General features: G+C 69.8%; 21 protein-coding genes and 2 tRNA genes. 7 read left to right on the top strand and 16 right to left on the bottom strand.

Going from position 1 to position 21,951, the window contains the following annotated elements:
* Positions 1-15: 15 nt before the first annotated feature.
* Positions 16-1,296, bottom strand: coding sequence for an ATP-dependent Clp protease ATP-binding subunit ClpX (clpX, locus tag DEJ09_RS02935; protein WP_017886000.1), 1,281 nt, complete (start codon positions 1,294-1,296; stop codon positions 16-18).
* A gap of 236 nt (positions 1,297-1,532) precedes the next feature.
* On the opposite strand from clpX, the gene DEJ09_RS02940 reads away from it, so the two are divergent.
* The gene (locus DEJ09_RS02940) at positions 1,533-2,261 is read left to right on the top strand and encodes a YcnI family protein (RefSeq protein WP_181433247.1); all 729 of its coding nucleotides are present in this window, start codon (positions 1,533-1,535) and stop codon (positions 2,259-2,261) included.
* 50 nt (positions 2,262-2,311) lie between these two features.
* Entirely contained in the window at positions 2,312-2,920 is a 609-nt protein-coding gene (locus tag DEJ09_RS02945; RefSeq protein WP_181433248.1) for a copper resistance CopC family protein, read from the top strand.
* 63 nt (positions 2,921-2,983) lie between these two features.
* Here the strand turns inward: DEJ09_RS02945 and DEJ09_RS02950 are convergent, their stop codons facing one another.
* From DEJ09_RS02950 to DEJ09_RS02970, 5 genes are all read right to left on the bottom strand, one after another.
* Positions 2,984-3,643, bottom strand: coding sequence for an ATP-dependent Clp protease proteolytic subunit (locus DEJ09_RS02950; RefSeq protein WP_027464696.1), 660 nt, complete (start codon positions 3,641-3,643; stop codon positions 2,984-2,986).
* A gap of 26 nt (positions 3,644-3,669) precedes the next feature.
* A complete protein-coding gene (locus DEJ09_RS02955; protein WP_071405541.1) occupies positions 3,670-4,299 on the bottom strand; it encodes an ATP-dependent Clp protease proteolytic subunit in 630 nt (209 codons plus the stop codon).
* A gap of 167 nt (positions 4,300-4,466) precedes the next feature.
* The gene (gene tig, locus DEJ09_RS02960; protein ID WP_027464695.1) at positions 4,467-5,774 is read right to left on the bottom strand and encodes a trigger factor; all 1,308 of its coding nucleotides are present in this window, start codon (positions 5,772-5,774) and stop codon (positions 4,467-4,469) included.
* 53 nt (positions 5,775-5,827) lie between these two features.
* Positions 5,828-5,904, bottom strand: a tRNA-Pro gene (locus DEJ09_RS02965).
* A 94-nt stretch (positions 5,905-5,998) separates the two neighbouring features.
* Positions 5,999-6,274: a hypothetical protein gene (locus DEJ09_RS02970; protein WP_111087589.1), complete on the bottom strand. Its 276-nt coding sequence runs from the start codon at positions 6,272-6,274 to the stop codon at positions 5,999-6,001.
* Positions 6,275-6,328: 54 nt separating this feature from the next.
* Between DEJ09_RS02970 and DEJ09_RS02975 the strand changes: the two genes are divergently transcribed.
* Positions 6,329-6,399, top strand: a tRNA-Gly gene (locus DEJ09_RS02975).
* A 489-nt stretch (positions 6,400-6,888) separates the two neighbouring features.
* On the opposite strand, the gene DEJ09_RS02980 is transcribed toward DEJ09_RS02975, so the two are convergent.
* Complete coding sequence (locus DEJ09_RS02980; protein WP_181433252.1) at positions 6,889-7,155, bottom strand: hypothetical protein; 267 nt, start codon at positions 7,153-7,155, stop codon at positions 6,889-6,891.
* Between DEJ09_RS02980 and DEJ09_RS02985 the strand changes: the two genes are divergently transcribed.
* Entirely contained in the window at positions 7,052-7,468 is a 417-nt protein-coding gene (locus DEJ09_RS02985; protein ID WP_258373769.1) for a DUF3761 domain-containing protein, read from the top strand. The genes DEJ09_RS02980 and DEJ09_RS02985 overlap by 104 nt on opposite strands.
* 46 nt (positions 7,469-7,514) lie before the next feature.
* Here the strand turns inward: DEJ09_RS02985 and DEJ09_RS02990 are convergent, their stop codons facing one another.
* From DEJ09_RS02990 to DEJ09_RS03025, 8 genes are all read right to left on the bottom strand, one after another.
* Positions 7,515-7,847 carry a hypothetical protein gene (locus tag DEJ09_RS02990; RefSeq protein ID WP_111087591.1) on the bottom strand — a complete coding sequence of 111 codons (333 nt, stop codon included), beginning with the start codon at positions 7,845-7,847 and terminating at the stop codon, positions 7,515-7,517.
* 349 nt (positions 7,848-8,196) lie between these two features.
* Positions 8,197-8,487 (bottom strand): DUF1905 domain-containing protein, encoded by a 291-nt coding sequence (locus DEJ09_RS02995; protein ID WP_111087592.1) that lies wholly within the window; start codon positions 8,485-8,487, stop codon positions 8,197-8,199.
* A 235-nt stretch (positions 8,488-8,722) separates the two neighbouring features.
* A complete protein-coding gene (locus DEJ09_RS03000) occupies positions 8,723-9,700 on the bottom strand; it encodes an endo-beta-N-acetylglucosaminidase H (protein WP_111087593.1) in 978 nt (325 codons plus the stop codon).
* Positions 9,701-9,756: 56 nt separating this feature from the next.
* Positions 9,757-12,783 (bottom strand): glycoside hydrolase family 38 C-terminal domain-containing protein, encoded by a 3,027-nt coding sequence (locus DEJ09_RS03005; RefSeq protein WP_111087594.1) that lies wholly within the window; start codon positions 12,781-12,783, stop codon positions 9,757-9,759.
* A gap of 14 nt (positions 12,784-12,797) precedes the next feature.
* On the bottom strand, positions 12,798-14,195 hold the full coding sequence (locus DEJ09_RS03010) for a cellulase family glycosylhydrolase (protein WP_111087595.1): 1,398 nt from the start codon (positions 14,193-14,195) through the stop codon (positions 12,798-12,800).
* Entirely contained in the window at positions 14,195-15,172 is a 978-nt protein-coding gene (locus tag DEJ09_RS03015) for a carbohydrate ABC transporter permease (RefSeq protein WP_214521659.1), read from the bottom strand. Before DEJ09_RS03015 ends, DEJ09_RS03010 begins: the two co-directional genes overlap by 1 nt.
* Positions 15,169-16,047 carry a carbohydrate ABC transporter permease gene (locus DEJ09_RS03020; protein ID WP_027464687.1) on the bottom strand — a complete coding sequence of 293 codons (879 nt, stop codon included), beginning with the start codon at positions 16,045-16,047 and terminating at the stop codon, positions 15,169-15,171. The genes DEJ09_RS03015 and DEJ09_RS03020 overlap by 4 nt, the downstream gene beginning before the upstream one ends.
* Complete coding sequence (locus tag DEJ09_RS03025; protein ID WP_111087596.1) at positions 16,047-17,321, bottom strand: sugar ABC transporter substrate-binding protein; 1,275 nt, start codon at positions 17,319-17,321, stop codon at positions 16,047-16,049. Before DEJ09_RS03025 ends, DEJ09_RS03020 begins: the two co-directional genes overlap by 1 nt.
* A gap of 118 nt (positions 17,322-17,439) precedes the next feature.
* On the opposite strand from DEJ09_RS03025, the gene DEJ09_RS03030 reads away from it, so the two are divergent.
* Positions 17,440-18,471: a LacI family DNA-binding transcriptional regulator gene (locus tag DEJ09_RS03030; RefSeq protein WP_111030547.1), complete on the top strand. Its 1,032-nt coding sequence runs from the start codon at positions 17,440-17,442 to the stop codon at positions 18,469-18,471.
* Positions 18,472-18,714: 243 nt separating this feature from the next.
* Here DEJ09_RS03030 and DEJ09_RS03035 read toward each other — a convergent pair whose 3' ends face one another.
* Positions 18,715-19,545, bottom strand: coding sequence for a helix-turn-helix domain-containing protein (locus tag DEJ09_RS03035; RefSeq protein ID WP_111087597.1), 831 nt, complete (start codon positions 19,543-19,545; stop codon positions 18,715-18,717).
* 132 nt (positions 19,546-19,677) lie between these two features.
* On the opposite strand from DEJ09_RS03035, the gene DEJ09_RS03040 reads away from it, so the two are divergent.
* A complete protein-coding gene (locus DEJ09_RS03040) occupies positions 19,678-21,249 on the top strand; it encodes a sensor histidine kinase (RefSeq protein WP_111087598.1) in 1,572 nt (523 codons plus the stop codon).
* 39 nt (positions 21,250-21,288) lie between these two features.
* Positions 21,289-21,951, top strand: coding sequence for a response regulator transcription factor (locus tag DEJ09_RS03045; RefSeq protein WP_027464682.1), 663 nt, complete (start codon positions 21,289-21,291; stop codon positions 21,949-21,951).

Genomic DNA, 21,951 nt, shown 5'->3' on the forward strand with positions numbered 1-21,951 from the left:
GCTGGTTCCGGAGGGCTACGCCGACTTCTCGACGCGCTTGGCCCGAGGCCGCGGCACGATCGTCGGCGCCGCGTTCTCGAGCACGGACTCGCGGGTGATCACCACGCGGGCGACGTCGTCGTCGGACGGGACGTCGAACATCACCGGGCCGAGGACCTCTTCGAGGATCGCCCGGAGCCCGCGGGCACCCGTCTGGCGCAGCACCGCGAGGTCCGCGATGGCCTCGAGCGCACCCTGGTCGAACTCGAGCTCCACGCCGTCGATCTGGAACATCCGCTGGTACTGCTTGACCAGCGCGTTCTTCGGCTCGGTCAGGATCTGCATGAGCGCCGCCTGGTCGAGCTGCGACACCGTGGTGACGACGGGCAGACGACCGATGAACTCGGGGATCAGACCGAACTTGTGCAGGTCTTCCGGCAGCACCTCGGAGTACAGGTCCTGGTGGTCGGTCGCACTGTGGAGGGGTGCCCCGAAGCCGATCCCGCGCTTGCCGACGCGCGAGGACACGATGTCCTCGAGCCCGGCGAACGCACCCGCCACGATGAACAGCACGTTCGTCGTGTCGATCTGGATGAACTCCTGGTGCGGGTGCTTGCGGCCGCCCTGCGGCGGGACCGAGGCGACCGTGCCCTCGAGGATCTTGAGCAGCGCCTGCTGCACGCCTTCGCCCGAGACGTCGCGGGTGATCGACGGGTTCTCGGCCTTGCGGGCGATCTTGTCGACCTCGTCGATGTAGATGATGCCGGTCTCGGCACGCTTCACGTCGTAGTCGGCGGCCTGGATGAGCTTGAGGAGGATGTTCTCGACGTCCTCGCCGACGTAGCCGGCCTCGGTCAGGGCTGTGGCGTCCGCGACGGCGAACGGGACGTTGAGGCGCTTGGCCAGGGTTTGCGCCAGGTACGTCTTGCCGCAGCCGGTCGGGCCGATGAGCAGGATGTTCGACTTGGCGATCTCGATGTCGTCGCGGTCTTCGGCGGCGGTGATCTGCCCCTGCGCCCGGATGCGCTTGTAGTGGTTGTAGACGGCCACGGCGAGGGCGCGCTTCGCCGGGTCCTGGCCGATGACGTACTCCTGCAGGAAGTCGAAGATCTCCCGCGGCTTGGGCAGTTCGAAGTCCCCGCTCGAGGTGTCCTCGCCGGCTTCGGCCAGACGTTCCTCGATGATCTCGTTGCAGAGCTCGACGCACTCGTCGCAGATGTAGACGCCCGGTCCGGCGATGAGCTGCTGGACCTGCTTCTGGCTCTTGCCGCAGAACGAGCACTTGAGGAGATCGCCGCTCTCTCCGATGCGTGCCATTCCCGTGCCTCCCTGATTGGACATGCCGGCCGCGCTGTCGCACCACCGCTGGTGCACCGCTGCTGGTGGGCACCTCGTCGTGGACACGAGCCTAACCGCAACCGGTGACACCGACCGCGATGCCCCTCCGGAATCCGCCCGCGCGTTCGCCCAGGGCGTGCGAGCCTGCTACGGTGATCCGAACTTCTCTACATCTTGTAGAACAGCAGGTGCAGAACCACCCCGGAAGGAACCCCATGCAGAAGCGTCTCGCCGCCGGCGGCGCCGTCACCCTCGGTGTCGCAGCCGTCATCGTCCTCGGCAGCGCCACGGCGGCCAGCGCGCACGTGTCCGCCACGGCCACGTCGACCGCAGCGAACTCGTACACCACGGCGACCTTCTCGGTCCCGCACGGCTGCGACGGCTCCCCCACGACGAAGATCCAGTTCCAGGTGCCGGAGTCCGTCATCGAGGTCACGCCCACCGTGAACCCGAACTGGACGATCACGAAGGCGACCGAGCCCTACACCGACCCCTCGGCCTCGGCATCCGACGAGGACCACGCCGAGACGGCCGCCGAGCGCGTCACCAGCGTCACGTACACCGCGAAGACCCCCCTGCCCGCCGACGAGCGCGACACCTTCGCGCTCTCGTTCTCGCTGCCGGACGGCAAGGCCGGTGACCTGGTCGAGTTCCCCGCGATCCAGACCTGCGAGAAGGGCAGCGTCGAGTGGAACCAGGAGCAGAAGGCCGGCGAAGCCGAGCCCGAGCACCCGGCCCCCTCGATCACGCTGACCGCCGCCGAGGCGACGGACGACGACGGCGACCCGATCGCCGCGACCCCGACGGCCGAGGCCGCCGGCACGACCGTCTCGAGCGACCCCGACCTGGTCGGTCGCTTCCTCGGCCTCGGCGGCCTGGTGCTCGGCGCCGTCGCCCTGGTCGTCGCCGTCGCCGGCACGCGTCGTCGGAGCTCCGCCAAGTGACGCAGCGCGGCTCGCGTCGGTCCCGGCCTCGGTCCTCTGCCTGGAGGCTCGTGGCCGGGTCCGCCGCGGCCGTCGCGATCGCCGGTGGCGCGGTCCTCGGGCTCGCCGGCCCGGCCAGCGCGCACAACTACCTGATCTCGTCCGACCCGGAGGTCGGCGGCACCCTGACCGAGCTGCCGGAGACGTTCGACATCACGACGAACGACAAGCTGCTCGACATCGGCGACTCGGGGTCCGGGTTCGCGTTCCGCATCGTCGGCCCGGACGGCAAGTACTACGAGGACGGCTGCGTCGACGTCGAGGGGCCGTCGATGACCACGGCCGCCGCACTCGGCGACTCGGGCAAGTACACCGTCGAGTGGCAGATCGTCTCCGCTGACGGGCACACCGTGTCCGACGAGTACCCCTTCACGTGGAAGGCACCGTCGGGCTTCACCCCGGCCTCGGGCGCGGCGAAGCCCCCGACCTGCGCCACCGCCGGTGACGACGACGCCGGCTCGGACACCACCACCGGCACCGCCTCGGGGTCGAGCGACTCGGCGGCGTCCGACGCGATCTGGATCGGCGCCGGTGGCGTCGTGCTGGTCGGCGTGGTCGTCGCGGTACTGCTGCTCCTGCGCCGCAAGCCGGCCCCGGAGTCCGACGACACCGACGACTAGCCGCAACGCAACGACGAAGGCCCCGCACCGTTCGGTGCGGGGCCTTCGTCGTTCCTGCTGGTGCTACTTGACGAGCGCCGGCAGGTTCTTGCGGCTGGTGAGGACCTGGTCGATCAGGCCGTACTCCACGGCTTCCTGCGCGGACATGATCTTGTCGCGCTCGATGTCGTGGTTGATCTCCTCCGGCGTCTTGTTGGAGTGCTTCGACAGCGTCTCCTCGAGCCAGGTGCGCATGCGGAGGATCTCCGCCGCCTGGATCTCGATGTCGGACGCCTGACCGCCACCCTGCTGGGTCGCGGGCTGGTGGATCAGCACACGGGCGTTCGGCAGCGCGAGGCGCTTGCCGGGGGTGCCACCGGCGAGGAGCACCGACGCGGCCGAGGCAGCCTGGCCGAGGCAGACCGTCTGGATCTGCGGACGGATGTACTGCATCGTGTCGTAGATCGCCGTCATCGCGGTGAACGAGCCACCGGGCGAGTTGATGTACATCACGATGTCGCGGTCGGGGTCCATCGACTCGAGCACGAGCAGCTGGGCCATGACGTCGTCAGCCGACGCGTCGTCGACCTGCACGCCGAGGAACACGATGCGGTCCTCGAACAGCTTGGCGTACGGGTCCTGGCGCTTGTAGCCGTAGGCCGTGCGCTCTTCGAAGCTCGGCAGGATGTACCGATTGGACGGAGCCGGGACGTTCTGCGCGCCACCGAGCATGGGGAGATGCATTCTCGTTTCCTTTTCTTCGGTGGTGATCAGGACTGGGCGTCGGGCTCGGCTGCGCTGGTGGGCGTCTCGCCGTCGCCGACGGTGCCACCACCGCCGATGACCTCGGCACTCGAGGCGCGGAGGTGGTCGACGAAGCCGTACTCGAGCGCTTCCTGCGCCGTGAACCAGTTGTCGCGGTCGTTGTCCTTGAGGACCTGCTCGACCGACTTGCCGGTCTGCTCGGCCGTGAGCTCCGCCATGCGCTGCTTCATGTCGAGGATGACCTTGGCCTGCGTCTGGATGTCGGCAGCGGTGCCGCCGAAGCCACCGGACGGCTGGTGGAGCAGCACGCGCGCGTTCGGCGTGATGTAGCGCTTGCCGGGCGTGCCGGAGGACAGCAGGAACTGTCCCATCGACGCGGCGAGGCCGATGCCCACGGTGACGATGTCGTTCGGGACGAACTGCATCGTGTCGTAGATCGCCATGCCGGCGGTGATCGAACCACCGGGCGAGTTGATGTAGAGGTAGATGTCCTTCTCAGGGTCCTCGGCGGCGAGCAGCAGCAGCTTGGCTGCGATCTCGTTCGAGTTGTCGTCGCGGACCTCGGAGCCGAGCCACACGATCCGGTCTCTCAGAAGGCGGTCAAAAACACTGGGGTTCAGTGTTGCTTCGGCCATGGAAAAGCTCCCGTTCAGTTGTCGCTTGTTGTCGAACTTATCGGGTGCAACGCACCAGTTCTCGTCTGTTCGCCGACAGCAATGCGGTGGTGCGGAAATACGGACGGGAGGCGCGGTGCCAGCTGGCACCGCGCCTCCCGTCTGTCGTACTGGTGGCGTCGAGATCGTTACTCGGCGTCCCCTGCCGGCTCCTGCGCGACGCCCGCCGTGAAGGCGGACAGGTCGACGGCGTCGCCGTTGGTGTCCTTGACGGTCACCTTGGACAGGACGGTCGCGACCGCCTTCGAGCGGGCGACCTCGCCGACCATGCCGGGGATCTGGCCGTTCTGGTCGATGACCTTGATGAACTCGGCCGGCTCCATGCCGTACTGCGCGGCGGCCTGGATGAGGTACTGGGTCAGTTCCTCCTGCGAGACCTGGATCTCTTCCTTCTCGGCGATCGCGTCGAGGAGGATCTGCGAGCGGAAGGCGGTCTCGCTGGACTCGGAGACCTCCTTGCGGTGCTCCTCGTCCTCGAGGCGGTTCTCCTGCTCGAGGTGACGGTGCACCTCGTCAGCGATGAGCTGCTCCGAGATCGGGATGTTGACGTCCTCGGTGAGCTTCTCGACGAGCTTGTCGCGAGCCGCGGCGCCCTGACCGAAGGTCTTGGACTTCGCGATCTGCTCCTTCAGGTCGGCCTTGAGCTCGTCGATGGTGTCGAACTGGCTGGCGATCTGGGCGAACTCGTCGTCGGCCTCGGGGAGCTCGCGCTCCTTGACGGCGGTGACGGTGACGGCGATCTGAGCGGTCTCGCCCTCGCGGTCGCCACCGACGAGCTTCGACTCGAAGGTCGTCGACTCACCGGCGGTCAGGGACTCGAGCGCCTCGTCGATGCCCTCGAGCAGGTCGCCGGAGCCGATCTCGTAGGAGACGCCGGTGGCCGAGTCGACCTCGTCGTCGCCGATGCTGGCGGTGAGGTCGATCTGCGCGAAGTCGCCGGTCTTCGCCGGACGGTCGACCGTCACGAGCGTGCCGAAGCGGGTGCGGAGGTTCTGCAGTTCTTCTTCGATCTCGTCGTCCGACACCTCGACGGCGTCGACGGTGAGCTCGTACGAGGAGTAGTCCGGCAGGTCGAACTCGGGGCGGACGTCGACCTCGAAGGTGAGGACGAGGTCGCCGGTGAAGTCCGCGACGTTCGGCAGCTCGGCGACGTCGGCCTCGGCACGGCCGAGGATGCGCAGCTCCTGCTCTTCGACCGCCTGGCGGTAGAAGTTGTCGATGGCGTCACCGACGGCGTGGTTCAGGACCTCGCCGCGGCCGACGCGCTGGTCGACGATCGCCGGCGGGACCTTGCCCTTGCGGAAGCCGGGGATGTTGATCTGCTCGGCGATGTGCTTGTAGGCGTGGTCGATGCTCGGCTTGAGATCGTCCGGCGTCACGTTCACGGTGAGCTTGACGCGGGTGTCGCTCACCTTGTCGACGGTGCTGGTGGCCAAGGGATGTTCTCCTGTTGGTTGACGTTCGTGTGGTCGGTGGTGCTCGGAGGACCTGGTCGGGGCGACAGGATTTGAACCTGCGACCTCCCGCTCCCAAAGCGGGCGCTCTACCAAGCTGAGCTACGCCCCGTTGCTTCGTGCCAGGGATCAGCCGCGCACGCCGAGGGGCGCATGCGACCCCGGTGAGTCTAGCGGTCCGACGGCGCGCTGTTCCCGGGGGTTGCTCAGTCGTCCTCCGCGGCGCGTCGCAGACCCCGCCGCCACCGGATCCCGACGGCCACCTGGACCCCGAGGACAGCCACCGCGAGCAGCAGTCCGACGACGATCCGCCAGACGTGCAGCAGTGCGTGCGCGGGTTGCGACTGCGGGTCACCGAACAGGTCGGGACGCAGGGACAGCACCGCGGCGGCGAGGACCACCAGCACGTACGAGACCACCCGCGACCAGCGGATGGTGCGCTCGGCACCGGCGTCCGGCTTCGGGATGACGCGCGTCGGCATGTCGGTGCTCGTTCGTCCGCTACGATGGTCGGGCTGCGCCTGGTGCGCAGGCGCGGGGATGTAGCTCAATGGTAGAGCCCCAGTCTTCCAAACTGGCTACGCGGGTTCGATTCCCGTCATCCCCTCTCATCTTCCTTCTGCCCCGCGCTTCGTCGGCTGGTGCACGGTTGCACGCTCGGTGCGAGGTTGTTTCGGCGCACCGAGTGATCAACCTCGCACCACGAGCGAACGGGCGCAGCGCGCGATCGACACCACCCAAAACTGGGGATGGGGCGGCGGAGCTGTCTCCAGGACACTTGAGCGGTCCTCGCCATGCATAGGAGCTCAGTGCCGAACCCCCGCCAGACCACAAGCCCGCGTTCGCCACGTACCCGTCGGCGGGTACCGATCATCACGTGGGTCGGCATCGTCGGAACCGCCGTCCTCGCGCTCGCCGGTTTCGCATCGACCGGGGTCTGGGGGATGCTGATGATGATCGCGCTCGTCATCCTGCCCACGACGCTCTACGCCGTCGCCTTCCGGCGGTCGACTTGGCTCCGGATCCCGAGGAAGCGAGCTACTGCAGCGATCGGTGCGGGCATCGCTCTCGCCGCACTGATCGGATCCACCTCGGCCTACGGTGCGACCCATCCGTTGCCGGACGCACCGGCACAGGTCGCCGCCGCGACGACCCCGAGCGCGACGACGGCCGCGAAGCCGAAGACGTCCCCGACACCGACGGTGACGCCCACAACGACACCGTCGCCGACACCCACACCGGTGGTCACGACCAAGGCGATGACGGAGACCTCACGGATCCCGTTCAGCTCCACGACGGTGCAGAGCTCGACGCTGGCGCAGGGGACGACGACGGTCACGACGCCCGGGGTGCGGGGCGTCACCACGAAGACCTACACGATCACCTACACCGATGGCGTGGAGTCCGGTCGGGTCCTGAAGAGCGAACGCGTGACGACCCCGCCGGTGACGCAGGTCACGACGGTCGGCACCTACGTCGCTCCCGCAGTTCCCGCAGCTCCGACGTGCTCCAACGGCACGTACGTCAATTCCGCTGGCGCAACGGTCTGCCGACCCGAAGCAGCTTCGAGCGCACCCGCCGGAGCGACGGCACAGTGTGTCGACGGTGTCTACAGCTACAGCCAGTCGCGGCGAGGGACCTGCTCCGGGCACGGCGGCGTCGCCACTTGGTTGTGACCCCGGCCGCTGAGACGATGAACGGTCGCACGCTCCCGAGCCACCCCTAGAGCGCTCCGAGCGGCGCTTCTCCGACTTCCTGCCGCAGCATCCGGTAGTGCTGCTCCCAACCGGGAGTGCCGCGACCAGCAACGTGCAGCGCGGTCCGGACAGCACCGAGCGCACGGTCGAGCGCCCCGGACTCGTCGTCTGCGTCGACACCGATCGAGAAGGTGAGCGTGCCGGTCGGCAGGTCAGCGGTCAGGTCCTGGTCGTGGACGTCGTCGAGGTCGAAGAGTGCTTCCGCGATGGCGTCGAAGTCCGCCGCGAGGGCTGCGCGCGGATCGTCCGCTGCCCCGAGTTGCGCCACGCACTCGAGCCGCACGAGGTAGTTCGTCATCACGTTCTCCTGTCCTCACAGCCCGTTCGCGCGAGCCGATACTTCAGATGCACAACGTACCAGGGGTTCGACGTCGTCAAGTGGACCGTGTGCAGGTGTTCTCCGCACGGGCAGTACGCCTTGTGGTACTTCCTCCCCTTCGCGAAGCGCCATCCCCGCGCCTCTGCACCGCGCATGACCAGTTCGATGTCCTTCTTGGGATGTCGTGGTCGTTCGACCATCGCCACCTCCCCTCCACACCTTCGACGGTAGGGAGCAGGACCGCGACACCGGGGCCCACCGTCGATGACTGTGGGGAGGTATCGCGATCGACGGACCTGTGGAGGAGTGAGGGTCGATGGCACGAACGTCAGGGGTCGGTGAACTCCAGGGTGATCTCCGGGGAGTCGCCGAATTCCACCCGGGCACGCTTCCGCTCCGCCGCCCGCAACGGCACGAGGTACCCGCCGTCCTTCGGGAACAGCGACGTCGTCCACGTCACCGAGCCGATCGTCACGCGGGCCGGGATCACACCCCACCCGTAGGTGAGCACCGGAGCGAGGTCGGCGATGACCTCGGCAGCGTCCGGTGGCACGACGACGAAGAAGAACGGTGACGGGCCGCGCCACTCCATCACCTCGCCGCGGAACTCGAGCTCCATGCGGCGATCGTACGGCCGCGGCGTCGGGCGCGCCGGGTCGGGATTCGTTCTCGGTGGATGACGGTTCCGGTTCACGATCGCCGGGGTCTGCGAACCGGAACCGTCACGGGCGAGGAGGAACTGGTGCCTCCCCCTCCTCTCCACCCCCCGCCCAGCGGGACCTGGACGACGCGCCCCGTGCCTCCAGGCCGGAGCCGGGGAGCACGGGGCGCGAGTCGCCGTCAGGACGGACGCGTCAGCGGTACGACGCGGCCTGTCCGTACAGCACCTTGGTGAAGGAGGAGACGTAAGCGGATCCGTCGCCTCCCGGGAGGTTGTACGTCATGAAGACGCCGTAGCCGTCGGCCTTCGTGCGCTGCGCGAGCGACACCGCCGTGGCCTGCGGGGTGTTCTGGATGTCGACCGCGGCGGCGGAGATCTTCGACTTCGGCAGGCCCGGGATCGTCGGTGCCGTGTAAGTGCCGTAGTACGGGTTCCAGGCGTAGTCGAGCTTTCCGCCGATCGACGGGCTCGCGGTCTTCAGGGCATCGGAGGACGGGCCGATGTCGTAGAACGAGATGATCTTGCCCGGCATGTCCGCACGCAGGGCACTGATGAGCCAGCCGATGGACTGCTGGTTCGGCTGCGGGGTGCCGTTCACGCCGTAGTCGGAGTACTCGTCGTCCAGGTCGACGCCGTCGAGTCCGTACTTCTTGACCGTCGCCGAGACCTGCGCCGCGAAGTCCCGCGCCGCGGCCTTCGTCGGGAAGTTCGCCAGGCCGGCGCCCTGGTGGTTGCCGAGCACCGAGAGCGTCACCTTGATGCCCTTGGCCTGCAGCGGGCGGATCTGCGTGGCGGCCTGGTCGAGGGTCCGCTGGACGTTCTCGTTGTTGTACAGGACCGCCTTGCCGTCCTCGTAGTTGATGTTCGCGGCGAAGATGATCGCCACGTCGAACGCGTTCGCGCCGTTCTCCAGCGTGTACCGCCCGACGTTGGCGAGCTCGTCGTTGTTCACCTCGACGTAGGCGATGCTCGTCGGCCCCGACTTGGTGGGCGCAGCGTGGTGCCCGTGACCATGACCGTGGCCGTGCCCACCGCCGTGGGACGAACCGTGTCCGTGCCCGTGGCTGGACCCGGACGAGGAGGGCGCCGCGGACGCTGCGGCGGGCACCAGTGGTGCCGCGAGCATGGCGACCAGTGCGGTCGCGATGCTGAACTTCGTGGACTGCTTCATGTGGTTCCTCCTTGGGTGGGACGGGCGGTCGGTCGGTCAGTCGGTCAGTCGGTCGGTCAGTTGCGCGGGAACCGGAAGGTGCGGACCTCGTAGGCGTCGACGGCGAACGAGGACGCGGCCGCGTCGGACGACGGCACGGCGTCACCGAGCGGTTCTTCGAGGAGGGTCACCTCGACGGCAGCGCCGAAGGTCGCCTCGTCGGCCGAGACCGCGATGCCCCCGGTCCCCCGCTGCCCGGACGGCTCGTAGACGCGCACGACCAGGTCGCCCGACCGGTCGTCGGCGAGCTTGACGCTCGACAGCACGACGTCGCCGGAGACCTGCACCAGCGGGTCGAAGCCGTGCGCCCCGGTGATCGTCCGCGCGCCCGCGTTCATCCGCACGCCGGCCGACGTGGCGCCGAGCTGGTCGGTGCCGATGACGATGCCGTACCGGTGCGTCTGCACGCCCTGGTCGGTCTCGGGGTCCGGGAACCGCGGTGCCCGCAGCAGCGACAGCCGCACGGTGGTGGTGACGTGCCCGTCGACGGCGTCGCGCGTGGTGTCGAAGCCGTGGATCGAGTCGTTCACGAGGGCGACGCCGAAGCCCGGTTCCGACACCAGCACGTAGCGGTGCATCGAGGTCTCGAACTTCGCGGCCTCCCACGAGGTGTTCGTGTGCGTCACCCGCTTCTGCGCGCCGAACTGCGTCTCGGCGACGGTGTGCTCGGCGCGGACGTCGAGCGGGAAGGCCACCTTGAGGAACTTCTCGGTCTCGTGCCAGTCGGTCACCTGGTCGAACTCCAGGGTGCGCGACCCCGGCGGCAGGACGATCTCCTGCGTCACCGTCGAGTCACCGAACGCCCGGGACACGACGACCCGTGCGGCCCCGGACTCGTCGACCGACGCGGTCAACCCGGTGGTCGACACGAGGTCCTCGACGCGGTTGCGGTAGTACCGGTCGACGTCCCACGCGTCCCACATGTTCGGGAAGTCCTGGTGCAGCTGCAGCAGGTTCGCCGCCTGGCCGGCCGCGATCGCCTCGCGCCCGCTCGCCAGGTCGACGGCGCTCATCACGAGCCCTTGCGCGTCGACCACGACCCGCACCAGGTCGTTCGCCAGCACGTACCCGCCGTCCTGCTCGGTCAGGGACACGGCGGTCGCCGCCGCCACGTCGGTCGCCACGACGGCGCCCTGCGCGGGTGCACCGGCCTGGAGGAACGGGGCCGGGTTCACGACGACGGCCGCGTCCCCGGTGCCGGCGAGCGCCGAGAGCGCCTGGTCGATGATCGTGGTCAGCGCCGCGGCCGTCTCGGCGTACCGCTCGACCGCTTCGCGGTGCACCCACGCGATCGAGGTGCCCGGCAAGATGTCGTGGAACTGCTGGAGCAGGACCTGCTGCCACAGGGCGTCGAGCTCGTCGTACGGGTAGGCGAAGTCGGTGCGGGCGGCGGCGGTCGCGGCCCAGAGCTCGGCCTCGATGAGCAGCTGCTCGCACCGACGGTTGCCCTGCTTGGTGCCGTGCTGCGACGTGAGCGTGGCCCGGTGCAGCTCGAGGTACAGCTCCCCCACCCACACGGGCGGATCGGTCAGTTCGGACTTCGCCCGGTCGAAGAACGTGTCCGGGTGCTCCCAGCGGACCTTCGCGCTGCCCTCGAGGTCGGCCAACCGTGCGGCGGTGCCGGTCATCTCGCGGGTGGTGCCACCGCCGCCGTCGCCCCAGCCGACCGGGGCGATCGAGCCGGTGGCGAGCCGGTTCTCGCGGAACTGGCGGGAGGCCTTCGCGACCTCGCTGCCGGACAATCGCGAGTTGTAGGTGTCCATCGACGGGAAGTGCGAGAACACCCGCGACCCGTCGATGCCCTCCCACAGGAACGTGTGGTGCGGGAACTTGTTGACCTGGTTCCACGAGATCTTCTGCGTGAAGAACCACTCGAAGCCCGCTCGGCGCATGAGCTGCGGCAGCGCCGGCGAGTACCCGAAGCTGTCCGGCAGCCAAACGCCCTTGGGTCGGATGCCGAACTCGCACTCGAAGAACCGCTGGCCCTGCGAGAACTGCCGGACGATGCTCTCGCCGGTCGGCATCACGGTGTCGGACTCGACCCACATGCCGCCGATCGGCAGGAACCGGCCGGCCTGGACCGCGGCCTTGACCCGGGCGTAGACCTCGGGGCGGTGCTCCTTGATCCACGCGTACTGCTGCGCGCTCGACATGCCGTACAGGAAGTCGTCGGTCTGGTCGATGAGCTCGGTCATCGTCGACGTGGTGCGGGCGACCTTCCGGATGGTCTCGCGCACGGGCCAGAGCCAGGCGGAGTCGATGTGGGCGTGCCCGACAGCCGAGATCGTGTGCGCGGAGGCCTCGGCGGGAGCGGCCAGCACCTCGGCGAGCGCCGCACGGGCGCCCCCGGCGGTCTCCGGGATGTGCTGCAGGTCGAGCGCGTCGAGGGCGTCGTCGAGGGCCTGCAGGATCCGCATGCGTCGGGGTCCGGCGGGCAGCTCGGCCTGCAGTTCGAGCAGGACGTCGATGTCGAGGGCGAGTTCGTGCACCTCGGACTCGAAGACGGCGAGCTCCATCCGGCGGGTGGCGTAGAGGCGCTTCGAGGACGAGGTCTGCACGTCGCCCTCCTGCGTCGGCAGGAAGGGGTGGTAGTCGAGCAGGACGGGGTTCGACGCGGCCTCGACGAACAGTTCGACGGTCTCGCCGCCCTCGGCCCGCTCGGTGACCAGGACCCACTGGTTGCGCGGGTTGATCGACTTCACGGGGGTGCCGTCGGCCAGGTAGACGAGTCCCTCGCACTGGAACCCGGGCATGTTCTTGTCGAAGCCGAGGTCGATCACGGCCTCCACCCGGCGTCCGGCCCACTCGGTCGGCACGGTCCCGGTCAGCCGGAACCACGTCGTGCCCCAGGCCGCGCCCCACGGGGTGCCGACCTCGTAGGGCTCGAAGGTGAGCGCGAGCCCCTCGGTCGGCGGGACCGGCTCCCCCGGCAGCTCGTGCCACGCGGCCTCGAGGGCCGTCGTGGTCGCGTGCACCGCGGGGGTGATCCGCTCGTCGAGCACCCGTCGGGCGCGTCCGGTGGTGAGGGGGATGTCGTCGTGCATGGGGCCTTCCGGGGTCAGGGCGTGGTCGCCGGGTGGGCGACGCGGACGGTGGTGGTGTCGAGGTCGGACGGCACGTCGACGCAGCGGTCGATGCCCCGCGCGGCCAGCAGCGCGGTGTCCGACAGCCGGGAGCGCAGGACGACCTGGGGGCCGCGGCCGTCCGGTGCGGCCTCGGCCAGGGCGACCCAGGCGGCGGCGAACCGACCGCCGGGGGCGCAGTCGGCACGGGTGCCGTGCCGGTCGGTGCCGTCGGACAGCACGTCGTCGAGGACGAGCGCGGTGGTCGGCGGTGCGGCGCGGGCGTCGCGGGTGTGCTCGGCGCGGGCGAGGGCGGCGAACGCCTCGCCGGCGGGCTTCAGCCGTCCGTCGTTCGTGAACAGCCCGAGGTCGTACTCGAGCTCCGGGAAGTCCGCGAGCGACCGGGCGACGTCGTGGGAGCACCACCACGTCACCCCGAGCACCTGCTGCGCGTCGAGGACGTGCCGGATGGTCTGCTCGGTGAACGCGGCGGCGTCGGCGGGGTCGACGACGTTGGTGGGGGCGCCGACCTCCTGCAGCCAGTTCGGCCGGGCGGCGTCGTGGTTCCAGGCCGCGGCGAGCTGGAGCAGGTACTCCCCGTGCCGCACCGACCCGGCTCCGAGGGCGCCGTGCAGGGCCGCCGAGCCGTTGAACACCCACGAGTGCGTGACCGTGGCGTCACCGTGGTCCGCCGCGTGCTCGGGGCCGAAGGGCTGGGCGTCGTCGTACCAGGCCGCGTCGTACTGCGCGACGGTGACCAGTGGCCCGGGACGCGACCCGGTGGCGGGCGGGACCGTCGAGGCGGGGTCGAGCCGCGCCTCCCGGCCGACCGACACGGACGACGCGACCGACGCCGACGACCCGTCCGACAGCCCCGCCCGCGCCGCCGCGACCATCGCCGCCGCCCACGCGTGCCCCTGCTCCGCCGTGATCGTGTGCGGTGCGGGGTGCGGCGCGTGTGCGAACTGGTTGACCTCGTTGCCGATGGTGATGCCGAGCAGGTTGGGCTTGTCGGCGACCGCTCCGGCGAGCGCCCGGACGTACGCGGCGGTCGACGCGACCACGTCCGGGTCGGTGAACATGTTGCGGCGGTGCCAGCTGTCCAGCCAGGACGGCACGAAGTCGAAGCTCGACAGGTGCCCCTGCAGCGCGTCCACGTTGACGTCGAGTCCGAACGAGCCGGCGAGGTCGACGACCGTCGCGACGTCGTCGAGGGCCTGCTGCCGGATGAGCGTCCGGTTCGGCTGGACGACCGGCCAGAGCGGGAAGATCCGCACGTGGTCGGCACCGATCGACGCGATCGCCTCGAGGTCCCTGGCGGTGTCCGACCGCGAGAAGTCGAGCCACGAGTGGAACCAGCCGACCGAGGGCGTGTAGTTGACCCCGAAGCGCATCAGCCCTTCACACCGCCCTCTTCGACGCCCTTGAAGAAGAAGCGCTGCAGGACGGCGAAGATCACGGCGATCGGGATGAAGGCGATCATGGTGCCGGCCGCGATCATCCGCTGGTCGGTGGCGAACGTGCCCTGCAGGTACTGCAACCCGACGGTCAGGGTGAGGTTCTCGGGCGACTGCAGCACGATGAGCGGCCAGAGGAAGTCGTCCCACGCACCGATGAACGAGAAGATCGCGATGACCGCGATGGTCCCCTGCACCGCGGGCAGCGAGATGTACCGCAGGCGTTGCATCGCGTTCGCGCCGTCCATCACCGCGGCCTGGTCGATCTCCTCGGGGATCTGCCGGAACGCGTTGAACATCAGCAGGACGTTGAGCGCCGCGATCATGCCGGGCAGGGCGACGCCGACCAGGTTGTCGGCGAGGCCGAGGTCCTTCACGGTGACGAACTGCGAGATGATCGTCGCCTCGCCGGGCAGCACGAGGGTGCCGAGGAACAGGCCGAGCACGAGTTTCCGGTGCCGCCACTGCAGCCGGGCGAGGGCGAAGCCGGCCAGGGTCGCGAACACGATGTTGCCGAGCACGTCGATCGCGGCGACGAGCAGGGAGTTGCCGATGTACCGCCACACCGGGATCGCGGCGGCGACCTTCAGGTAGTTCTCGATGGTCGGTTCGGACGGGATGAACGACGGGTTCGCCGTGTAGATGTCCTCACCGGCGCCCTTGAGTGACGTGGACAGCTGCCACAGGAACGGGCCGATCGTGATGAAGAGCACCACGATGAGCAGGACGTAGCGGACGACCTTCTCGCGGGTGGACATGACGCCCCAGACCGCGCGGCGCCGCTTGCGTCCGTCGCGTCCGTTCTGCCTGGAGGCCCGTCCAGCGCCCGTCGCGCCGGTCACGTCCGGCGTCGGGCTGGCTGCGCCCTGCGCGCCGCCGATGACGGGTTCGGTCGTGCTGGTCGTGTTCGTCACTTGTCCGCCTTGCTGTTCATCCGGGCGAGGGCGAGCATCGGCACGAGCGTCACGACGAAGAGCAGGAGGCTCAGGGCGGACGCGTAGCCGAGGTTGCCGGTGAAGCCGCGGGCGTACTGCTGGATGAGCATGACGAGCGAGTTGTCCTGCCCGCCGGGCCCCCCGGTGCCGTTCGTGAGGATGTAGAGCTCGCTGAACACCCGGAGCGCGGAGACGCACACCAGGATCCCGACGAGCGTCATGGTGCCGCGGACCCCGGGCATCGTGACCGACCAGAAGCGTCGAACCGCGCCGGCGCCGTCGAGCGCGGCGGCCTCGTGCAGGTCCTTGCCGACGTTCCCGAGGGCGGCCAGGAAGATGATCATGTAGTACCCGAGCCCCTTCCACACCGTCAGGCTGATGGCGCTGAGGAGCAGCAGCCACCGGTCGGTCAGGAACGGGACGCTGCCCTGCACGACGCCGAGCGCCTGCGCCATCTCGTTGATGACACCGCGGTCGTCGAGGATCCACGTCCAGATGAGCCCGACGACCACCGCGGACGCGATGACCGGCGTGTAGAACGCGGTGCGGAAGAACGCGATCCCGGGCAGTTTCTGCTGCACGAGCACCGCGATGAGGAGCGGGAGGACCGTCAGCAGCGGCAGGCACACCGCCATGTAGATGACGCTGTTGAGCAGCGCCTCCCACACCTGCGGGTCAGCGAGCAGGGTCTCGAAGTTCTGCACCCCGACCCACTGGCTGACGCCGCCGAGCGGGCTGGCGTTCGTGAACGACAACCGGACCGTGTTGATCGAGGGCCACAGGCTGAACGCGACGAGCCAGATCAGTGCCGGCAGGACGAGCAACCAGGGCGTGTACCAGCGGTTCGCACGCATCAGCCGTTGGCCAGCAGGCTGTTCATCTTGGTCTGGGCGGTCTCGAGCGCCTGCTTCGGCGCCACCTGGCCCTTCATCGCGAGGGCGATCTGCTGGTCGAGGAAGTCCGTCATCGCGGAGTTCGCCTCGACCGGGTTGATGACCTTCGCCGTCTTCAGGGCCTCGTTCGCCAGGACCCGGGCCTCGCCGTTCACGGTGCCGTCGTCCTTCGAGAAGTACGGGTCGGACTGTGACGACGTGGTGGACGGGAAGATGTTGACCTCGTGGGCGAACGCCTCCTGGTTCTCCGCGTTCGTCATGAACTTCGCGAAGGCCTCGGCGGTGGCGAGGTGCTTCGACTTGCTCGAGACCGACAGGCCCTGCACGTAGAGCGGCGGGGTGTCGAGTGCGGGGCTGACGGTGACCTTGCCCTTGAGCGACGGGTTGTTCTTCTCGAAGTCGGCGAGCGAGGTGGCACCACCGGTGGTCCAGGCGACCTTGGCCTGCGTGAACAGGGTGGAGTTGCCGAGGTAGTCGCTGTTCAGCACGTTGGAGGGCATGTAGCCGTCCTGGTACGCGTCCTTGTAGCGGTCGATCAGGTCGGCGGCCTTCGACGAGTCGGCGAAGGTGAACTTCGTGCCGTCGGCGTTGAGCACCTTGACGCCGGCGAGCGTGAAGTCGCCGAGGCCGGGCTTCCGGCTCATCAGGTAGTCGGTCGGGCAGTTGTCGTGCATGGTCTTCGCCTGCGTGAACAGCTCGTCGGTGGTCTTCGGCGGGTTCTTCGCGTCGAGGCCGCACTTGGCGAACATCGTCGAGTTCCAGTAGTTCACGTCGGTGTTGAGGTACCAGGGGTACCCGAACGTGCCGTCCACTCCCTTGTACTTGTACGAGTCCAACGCGCCGGCGACGTACGTGCTGGCGAGCTTCGAGTCGTCCTTCGCGACGTCCTGCAGGAACCCGCGCTTCGCGAGCGGCAGAGCGATGTCCGGCGGCAGGTTGATCACGTCGGGCAGGCTGTTCGACGAGGCCTGGCTGAGCACCTTGTCGGCGTACCCGTCGCCGGGCTGGTCCTGCAGCTTGACCTTCGCGTCCGGGTGGGCCTGCTCGAAGTCCTTGATGACCCCGTTGAGGTAGCCCGTGTAGGTCGGCGTGAGCGCCCAGGTCTGCAGGGTGATGGTGCCGCTGATCTCGCCGCCGCCGTTGTCGGCCGCGTTCCCGCCGCTCGAGCAGCCGGTCAGGACGAGCGCCGTGGCGGCGGCCGTCGCGAGCAGCGCGGTGGCGCGGCCCCTCGTCATGCGTGTGGTGGTCCTCATGGCGTCTGACTCCCTCGTCATAGCTGAACCGGTTCAGCAGCAGTCACCGAACCCGTGTGTGGCAGCCACTGTGAATGACTAAAGCGCTATAGTCAACCCCGTGGCCACCAAGCGTCGAACGACGATCGCCGACATCGCCGCGCGGGCCGGCGTGTCCATCAGTGCGGTGTCGTTCGCGTTGAACGACCGCCCCGGCGTCTCCGACGAGACCCGTCGCCGCGTACGCGAGATCGCCCGCGAGCTCGACTGGCAGCCGCACACCGCGGCCCGGGCACTCGGCGGCGCGAAGGCCGGTTCCATCGGCTTCGTGCTGAACCGCCCGGCCCGGACCCTGGGCACGGAGTCGTTCTTCGGCGACCTGATCTCCGGCATCCAGCTCGGGCTCGCCGGCACGCACGTCGGCATGAACCTGCTCGTCGCGCGTGATGCCGAGGAAGAACTCGAGACCTACCGGGACTGGTGGCGCGGACACCGTGTCGACGGCGTGATCGTGATCGACCCCCGTCGCGACGACGCCCGGCTCGCCCTGCTCGCCGACCTCGGCATGCCGACCGTCGTCGTCGGCTCGCACCCCTCCCCCGACGGCGCCGCCCCCACGGTCTGGATCGACGACTCGGACGCCACCGACACCGTTCTGCGGTACCTGCACGCCCTCGGGCACCGACGCATCGCGCACGTCGCCGGCCGGCCCGAGTTCGAGCACACCGCCATGCGCATGGACCGGCTCCGCGCGTTCGCTGCCGACGAGGGGCTCGACGACACGGTCTCGGTGCCGACGGACTACTCGGCCGAGGCCGGCGCCAGCGCCACCCGCACCCTGCTGTCGAGGAGCATCCGACCGACCGCGATCGTCTACGACAACGACGTGCTCGCCGTCGCCGGGCTGGGCGTGGCGAGCGAGATGGGCGTCGCGGTACCCGGCGACGTCTCGATCGTGTCCTTCGACGACTCGGCGATGATCCGGCTCGTCCGCCCGGCGATCACCTCCCTCACCCGTGACACCGTCGAGCTCGGACAGCGTGCGGCGACCCTGCTGCGCGCGCAGATCGACGCCAGCGCCCCGCTCCCCTCACGCCCGGGCCCCTCGCTCACCCTGAGCGTCCGCGAGTCCACCGGCCGCGCCCCCGCCTGACCCGCTCCGGACCTCGGCGCCGACGACCCGCTCCCGCTCCCACTCCCGCTCCCGCCGCTGCCGCTTCCGAAGCGCGGCGCGGCTGCCTGCATCTAGCGCACGCACCGCACTGCACCGCACTGCACCGACGCGGGACGACGTGGTCTTCTCCGCGCCGTGACGGTTCTGGTTCACGAAACCCGAGGATCGTGAACCAGAACCGTCATCGATGCGGCTCGGAACCTCCTTCCCCGCGGTCGACGGTCACCGGCGGGTCGTCGGGGGTCGGACCCGCTCGAGGGCTCGCCGCATGGACGACGTCGTGCTGAAGCCGAAGCGTGTCGCGACGTCGGACGGGCGGTCGCCACGGGTGAGTGCGCTGCGGACGGCGAGACTGCGGTACCAGCGGCCGAGCTGCGCGGGCGAGCATCCCGTTGCTGCGGCGCACCGGCGCTCGAGGGTGCGCTCCGACATCTGGACACCGACGAGGATGCCCTGCAGAGACGACGGACCAGCCGGATCGAACAGGCGGTCGAGGATCCGCGCGAGACCGTTGTCGCCGAGCATCGGGGGCGGGTTGTCGCGGAGCACCGTCGTGACGACGAGCCGGGCGAGGGCCTGCTGCTGCGCGCCGTGCCACCTCCCGCCGTCGAGGTGCCCGACGTGGCGCAGCGCGAGGCCGACGTCTGGCGAGGGCGCACCGGGTGGGCCGGTGCTCGCGATGGGCGGGAGTGCGAGGACCTCGTCGACGAGCGGGCCGAGCGTTGCGGCACCGACGAGGACTCCGGTCAGCGCGAAGAGCGCCTCGTGCGGGAACGCGTACGTCTCCGCGACGCGGGGCGGGCCGGAGCGCTCGGGGCCCGTGCTGATCGTGATCGTCGCGTGCCCTTCGACGAGGGCGGCGGTGCCGGCGTCGACGATCGCGATGTCGTCTCCGCGCCGGATCCACACGGAACGGGACCGCGTCGCCACCCAGACGTGGGTGCCCGTCGGTTCGACGTCGAGCGTCCACGCCTCGTCGTCGGACCGGACCTCGGTGCCCGGCCCCACCTGGAGCCCGACGGCGTCGATCAGTGCTCGGAGCGCATCAGCCATCCGACGAGCGTGATCCACGGGCAGGACGCGCGAGCGTGGATCGGGCGACCTGTGGAAGAGGGGGGATAACCCCACCCGGGGTGGGGAGAGGGCAGGATGGGGGAACGGCTCCGCGATCGCGAGGCTGGATGCATGACCGACACCGACCGCCTCGACCAGGCGCGAACCGTCCCGCTGGACGACGTCACGCCTTCGCCCGACCAGGCCCAGACCGTCCCGCTGGGCGGCTCCGTGCCCCCTGGAGCCACCAAGCCGATGCCCCAGTACCCGCGCCAGCACCACCAGGACCCCCAGGACGCCCCGCAGTCCCCGCCGGCGTCGTGGAGCGCCACCCCGCGGGTCGGGTCCGGCCCGGTCGGTGGTTCCGGTCGCGGGCCCGGCATGACCGCCGGGCAGTTCTACCGCGACGCGTGGAAGCGCCTGCCGCGGGACTTCGGCTACATGGCGCTCACCGCCGTGCTGCTCTGCACGCTGTACTTCGCGTTCCCGACGGCGATCTTCGGTGGCGGGTTCCGCGACCTCTTCAACCCCTTCGTCCTGCTCATGTTCTTCATCGCGCTGTTCGTGGCGCGGTGGCTCGGACAGTTCGAGAAGCTCCGCATGAGCTGGGCCGACCCGAGGCCGATCCGCCCGGTGGACTGGACGCCCCGCTGGCAGCAGAACTGGTGGACCCGCACGGGGTCGGCCGTCGCCAACCCGCACTACTGGCTCTACCTGCTGCACGCCGCGGTCGTGTACCCGCTCGTCGCGGTCGTGACCGTCGGGGCCGGCGCACTGCTGATCCTCGGGTTCACCTGGCCGGTCGTCGTGGCGGGCGCCTGGGCGTTCGGCGGTGTGGGTGGGCTGTCGTACCCGAGCTGGGACTACGGCGTGGTGGCCGGCATCGGCGTCGCCGGGTTGCTGTCGATGGCCGCCTCGGTCGTGCTCTTCCCGCTCTGGGCCCGCGGGTCCGTCCTGGCGCACTACTGGGTCGACTTCGGCCTGCTGGGCGGCTTCCGCGCCGAGCAGCTCGAGCAGCGCGTCGCCGGCCTGCAGGCCTCCCGCGCCGGTGCCGTCACCGCCGAGGGGCAGGCACTCCGCCAGATCGAGCGCGACCTGCACGACGGCCCGCAGCAGCGGCTGGTGCGACTCCGCATGGACCTGTCCGCCGCCGAGCGCGCCTTCGAGAAGGACCCCGAGAAGGCCAAGCAGCTCATCGGTGAGGCATCCGAGCACGCCCAGGACGCCCTCGACGAACTGCGCGCACTGTCCCGCGGCTTCGCCCCGCCGATCCTGCTCGACCGCGGACTCGTCGCGGCGCTCGAGGCACTGGTCGCCCGCACCCCGATCCCGGTGGGCCTGGACGTCCGGCTGCCCGAGGGCCTGGAGCTCGCCACGGAGATCCAGCGCAACGTGTACTTCACGGTGAGCGAGCTGCTGACGAACACCATGAAGCACGCCGGCGCCACCACCGCCGGGGTGTACCTCGGGCTGGTCGTCGACGCCTCGGGCCTCTGGTACCTGACGGTCAGCGTCACCGACGACGGCCGGGGTGGCGCACGACCGCAGCAGGGCCACGGGATCGAGGGCCTGATCGGCCGCATGCGGGCCCTCGACGGCGACCTGGTCGTCTCGAGCCCCGAGGGCGGCCCGACCGAGGCCACCGCCCGGATCCCCCTCGGTGCCCTGAACGGCGTGCCGACGGCGGCGAACCAGCGGTCGTGACCCCACGGGGGCGCCCGCGCTCCCACTAGGCTGGTCGGCATGACAGACGGCCCGGATGCAGCACGCATCCGGGCCGTCGTCGTCGACGACGCCGTCCTGCTGCGAGAGGGCCTGGCACGAGTGCTCGACGAGGCCGGCATCGACGTGATCGGGCAGTACTCCGACGCCCGGGCATTCCTGGCGACGCTGCCCGAGGGTGCGCCCGACGTCGTGGTGATGGACGTGCGGATGCCGCCGACCTTCACCGACGAGGGCGTCCGCGCCGCCGTCGAGACCCGCCGGATCGCTCCACGGACGGGTGTGCTCCTGCTCTCCCAGTACGTCGAGGCCACCTACGCCGAGGACGTCCTCGCGGCCGGCGCGACCGGCATCGGGTACCTGCTCAAGGACCGCGTCACCCGGCTCGAGGAGATCGACGACGCCGTCCGCCGCATCGCCGCCGGGGGCACCGTGCTCGACCCCGAGGTCGTCACGCAGCTGATGAGCCGCCGCCGCGACCCGCTCGCAGCCCTGACCCCGCGCGAGCGTGACGTGCTCGGGCTGATGGCCGAGGGCCGCACGAACGCCGCGATCGCCCGCGCCCTGGTGATCGGTACCGGTGCCGTCGAGAAGCACGTGTCGAGCATCTTCGGCAAGCTCGCGCTCGAGGACACCGGAGAGGACCACCGCCGCGTCCTCGCCGTCCTCGCCTACCTCGGATGA

The organism is Curtobacterium sp. MCLR17_055 (assembly GCF_003234305.1).
Taxonomy (GTDB): Bacteria; Actinomycetota; Actinomycetes; order Actinomycetales; family Microbacteriaceae; genus Curtobacterium; species Curtobacterium flaccumfaciens.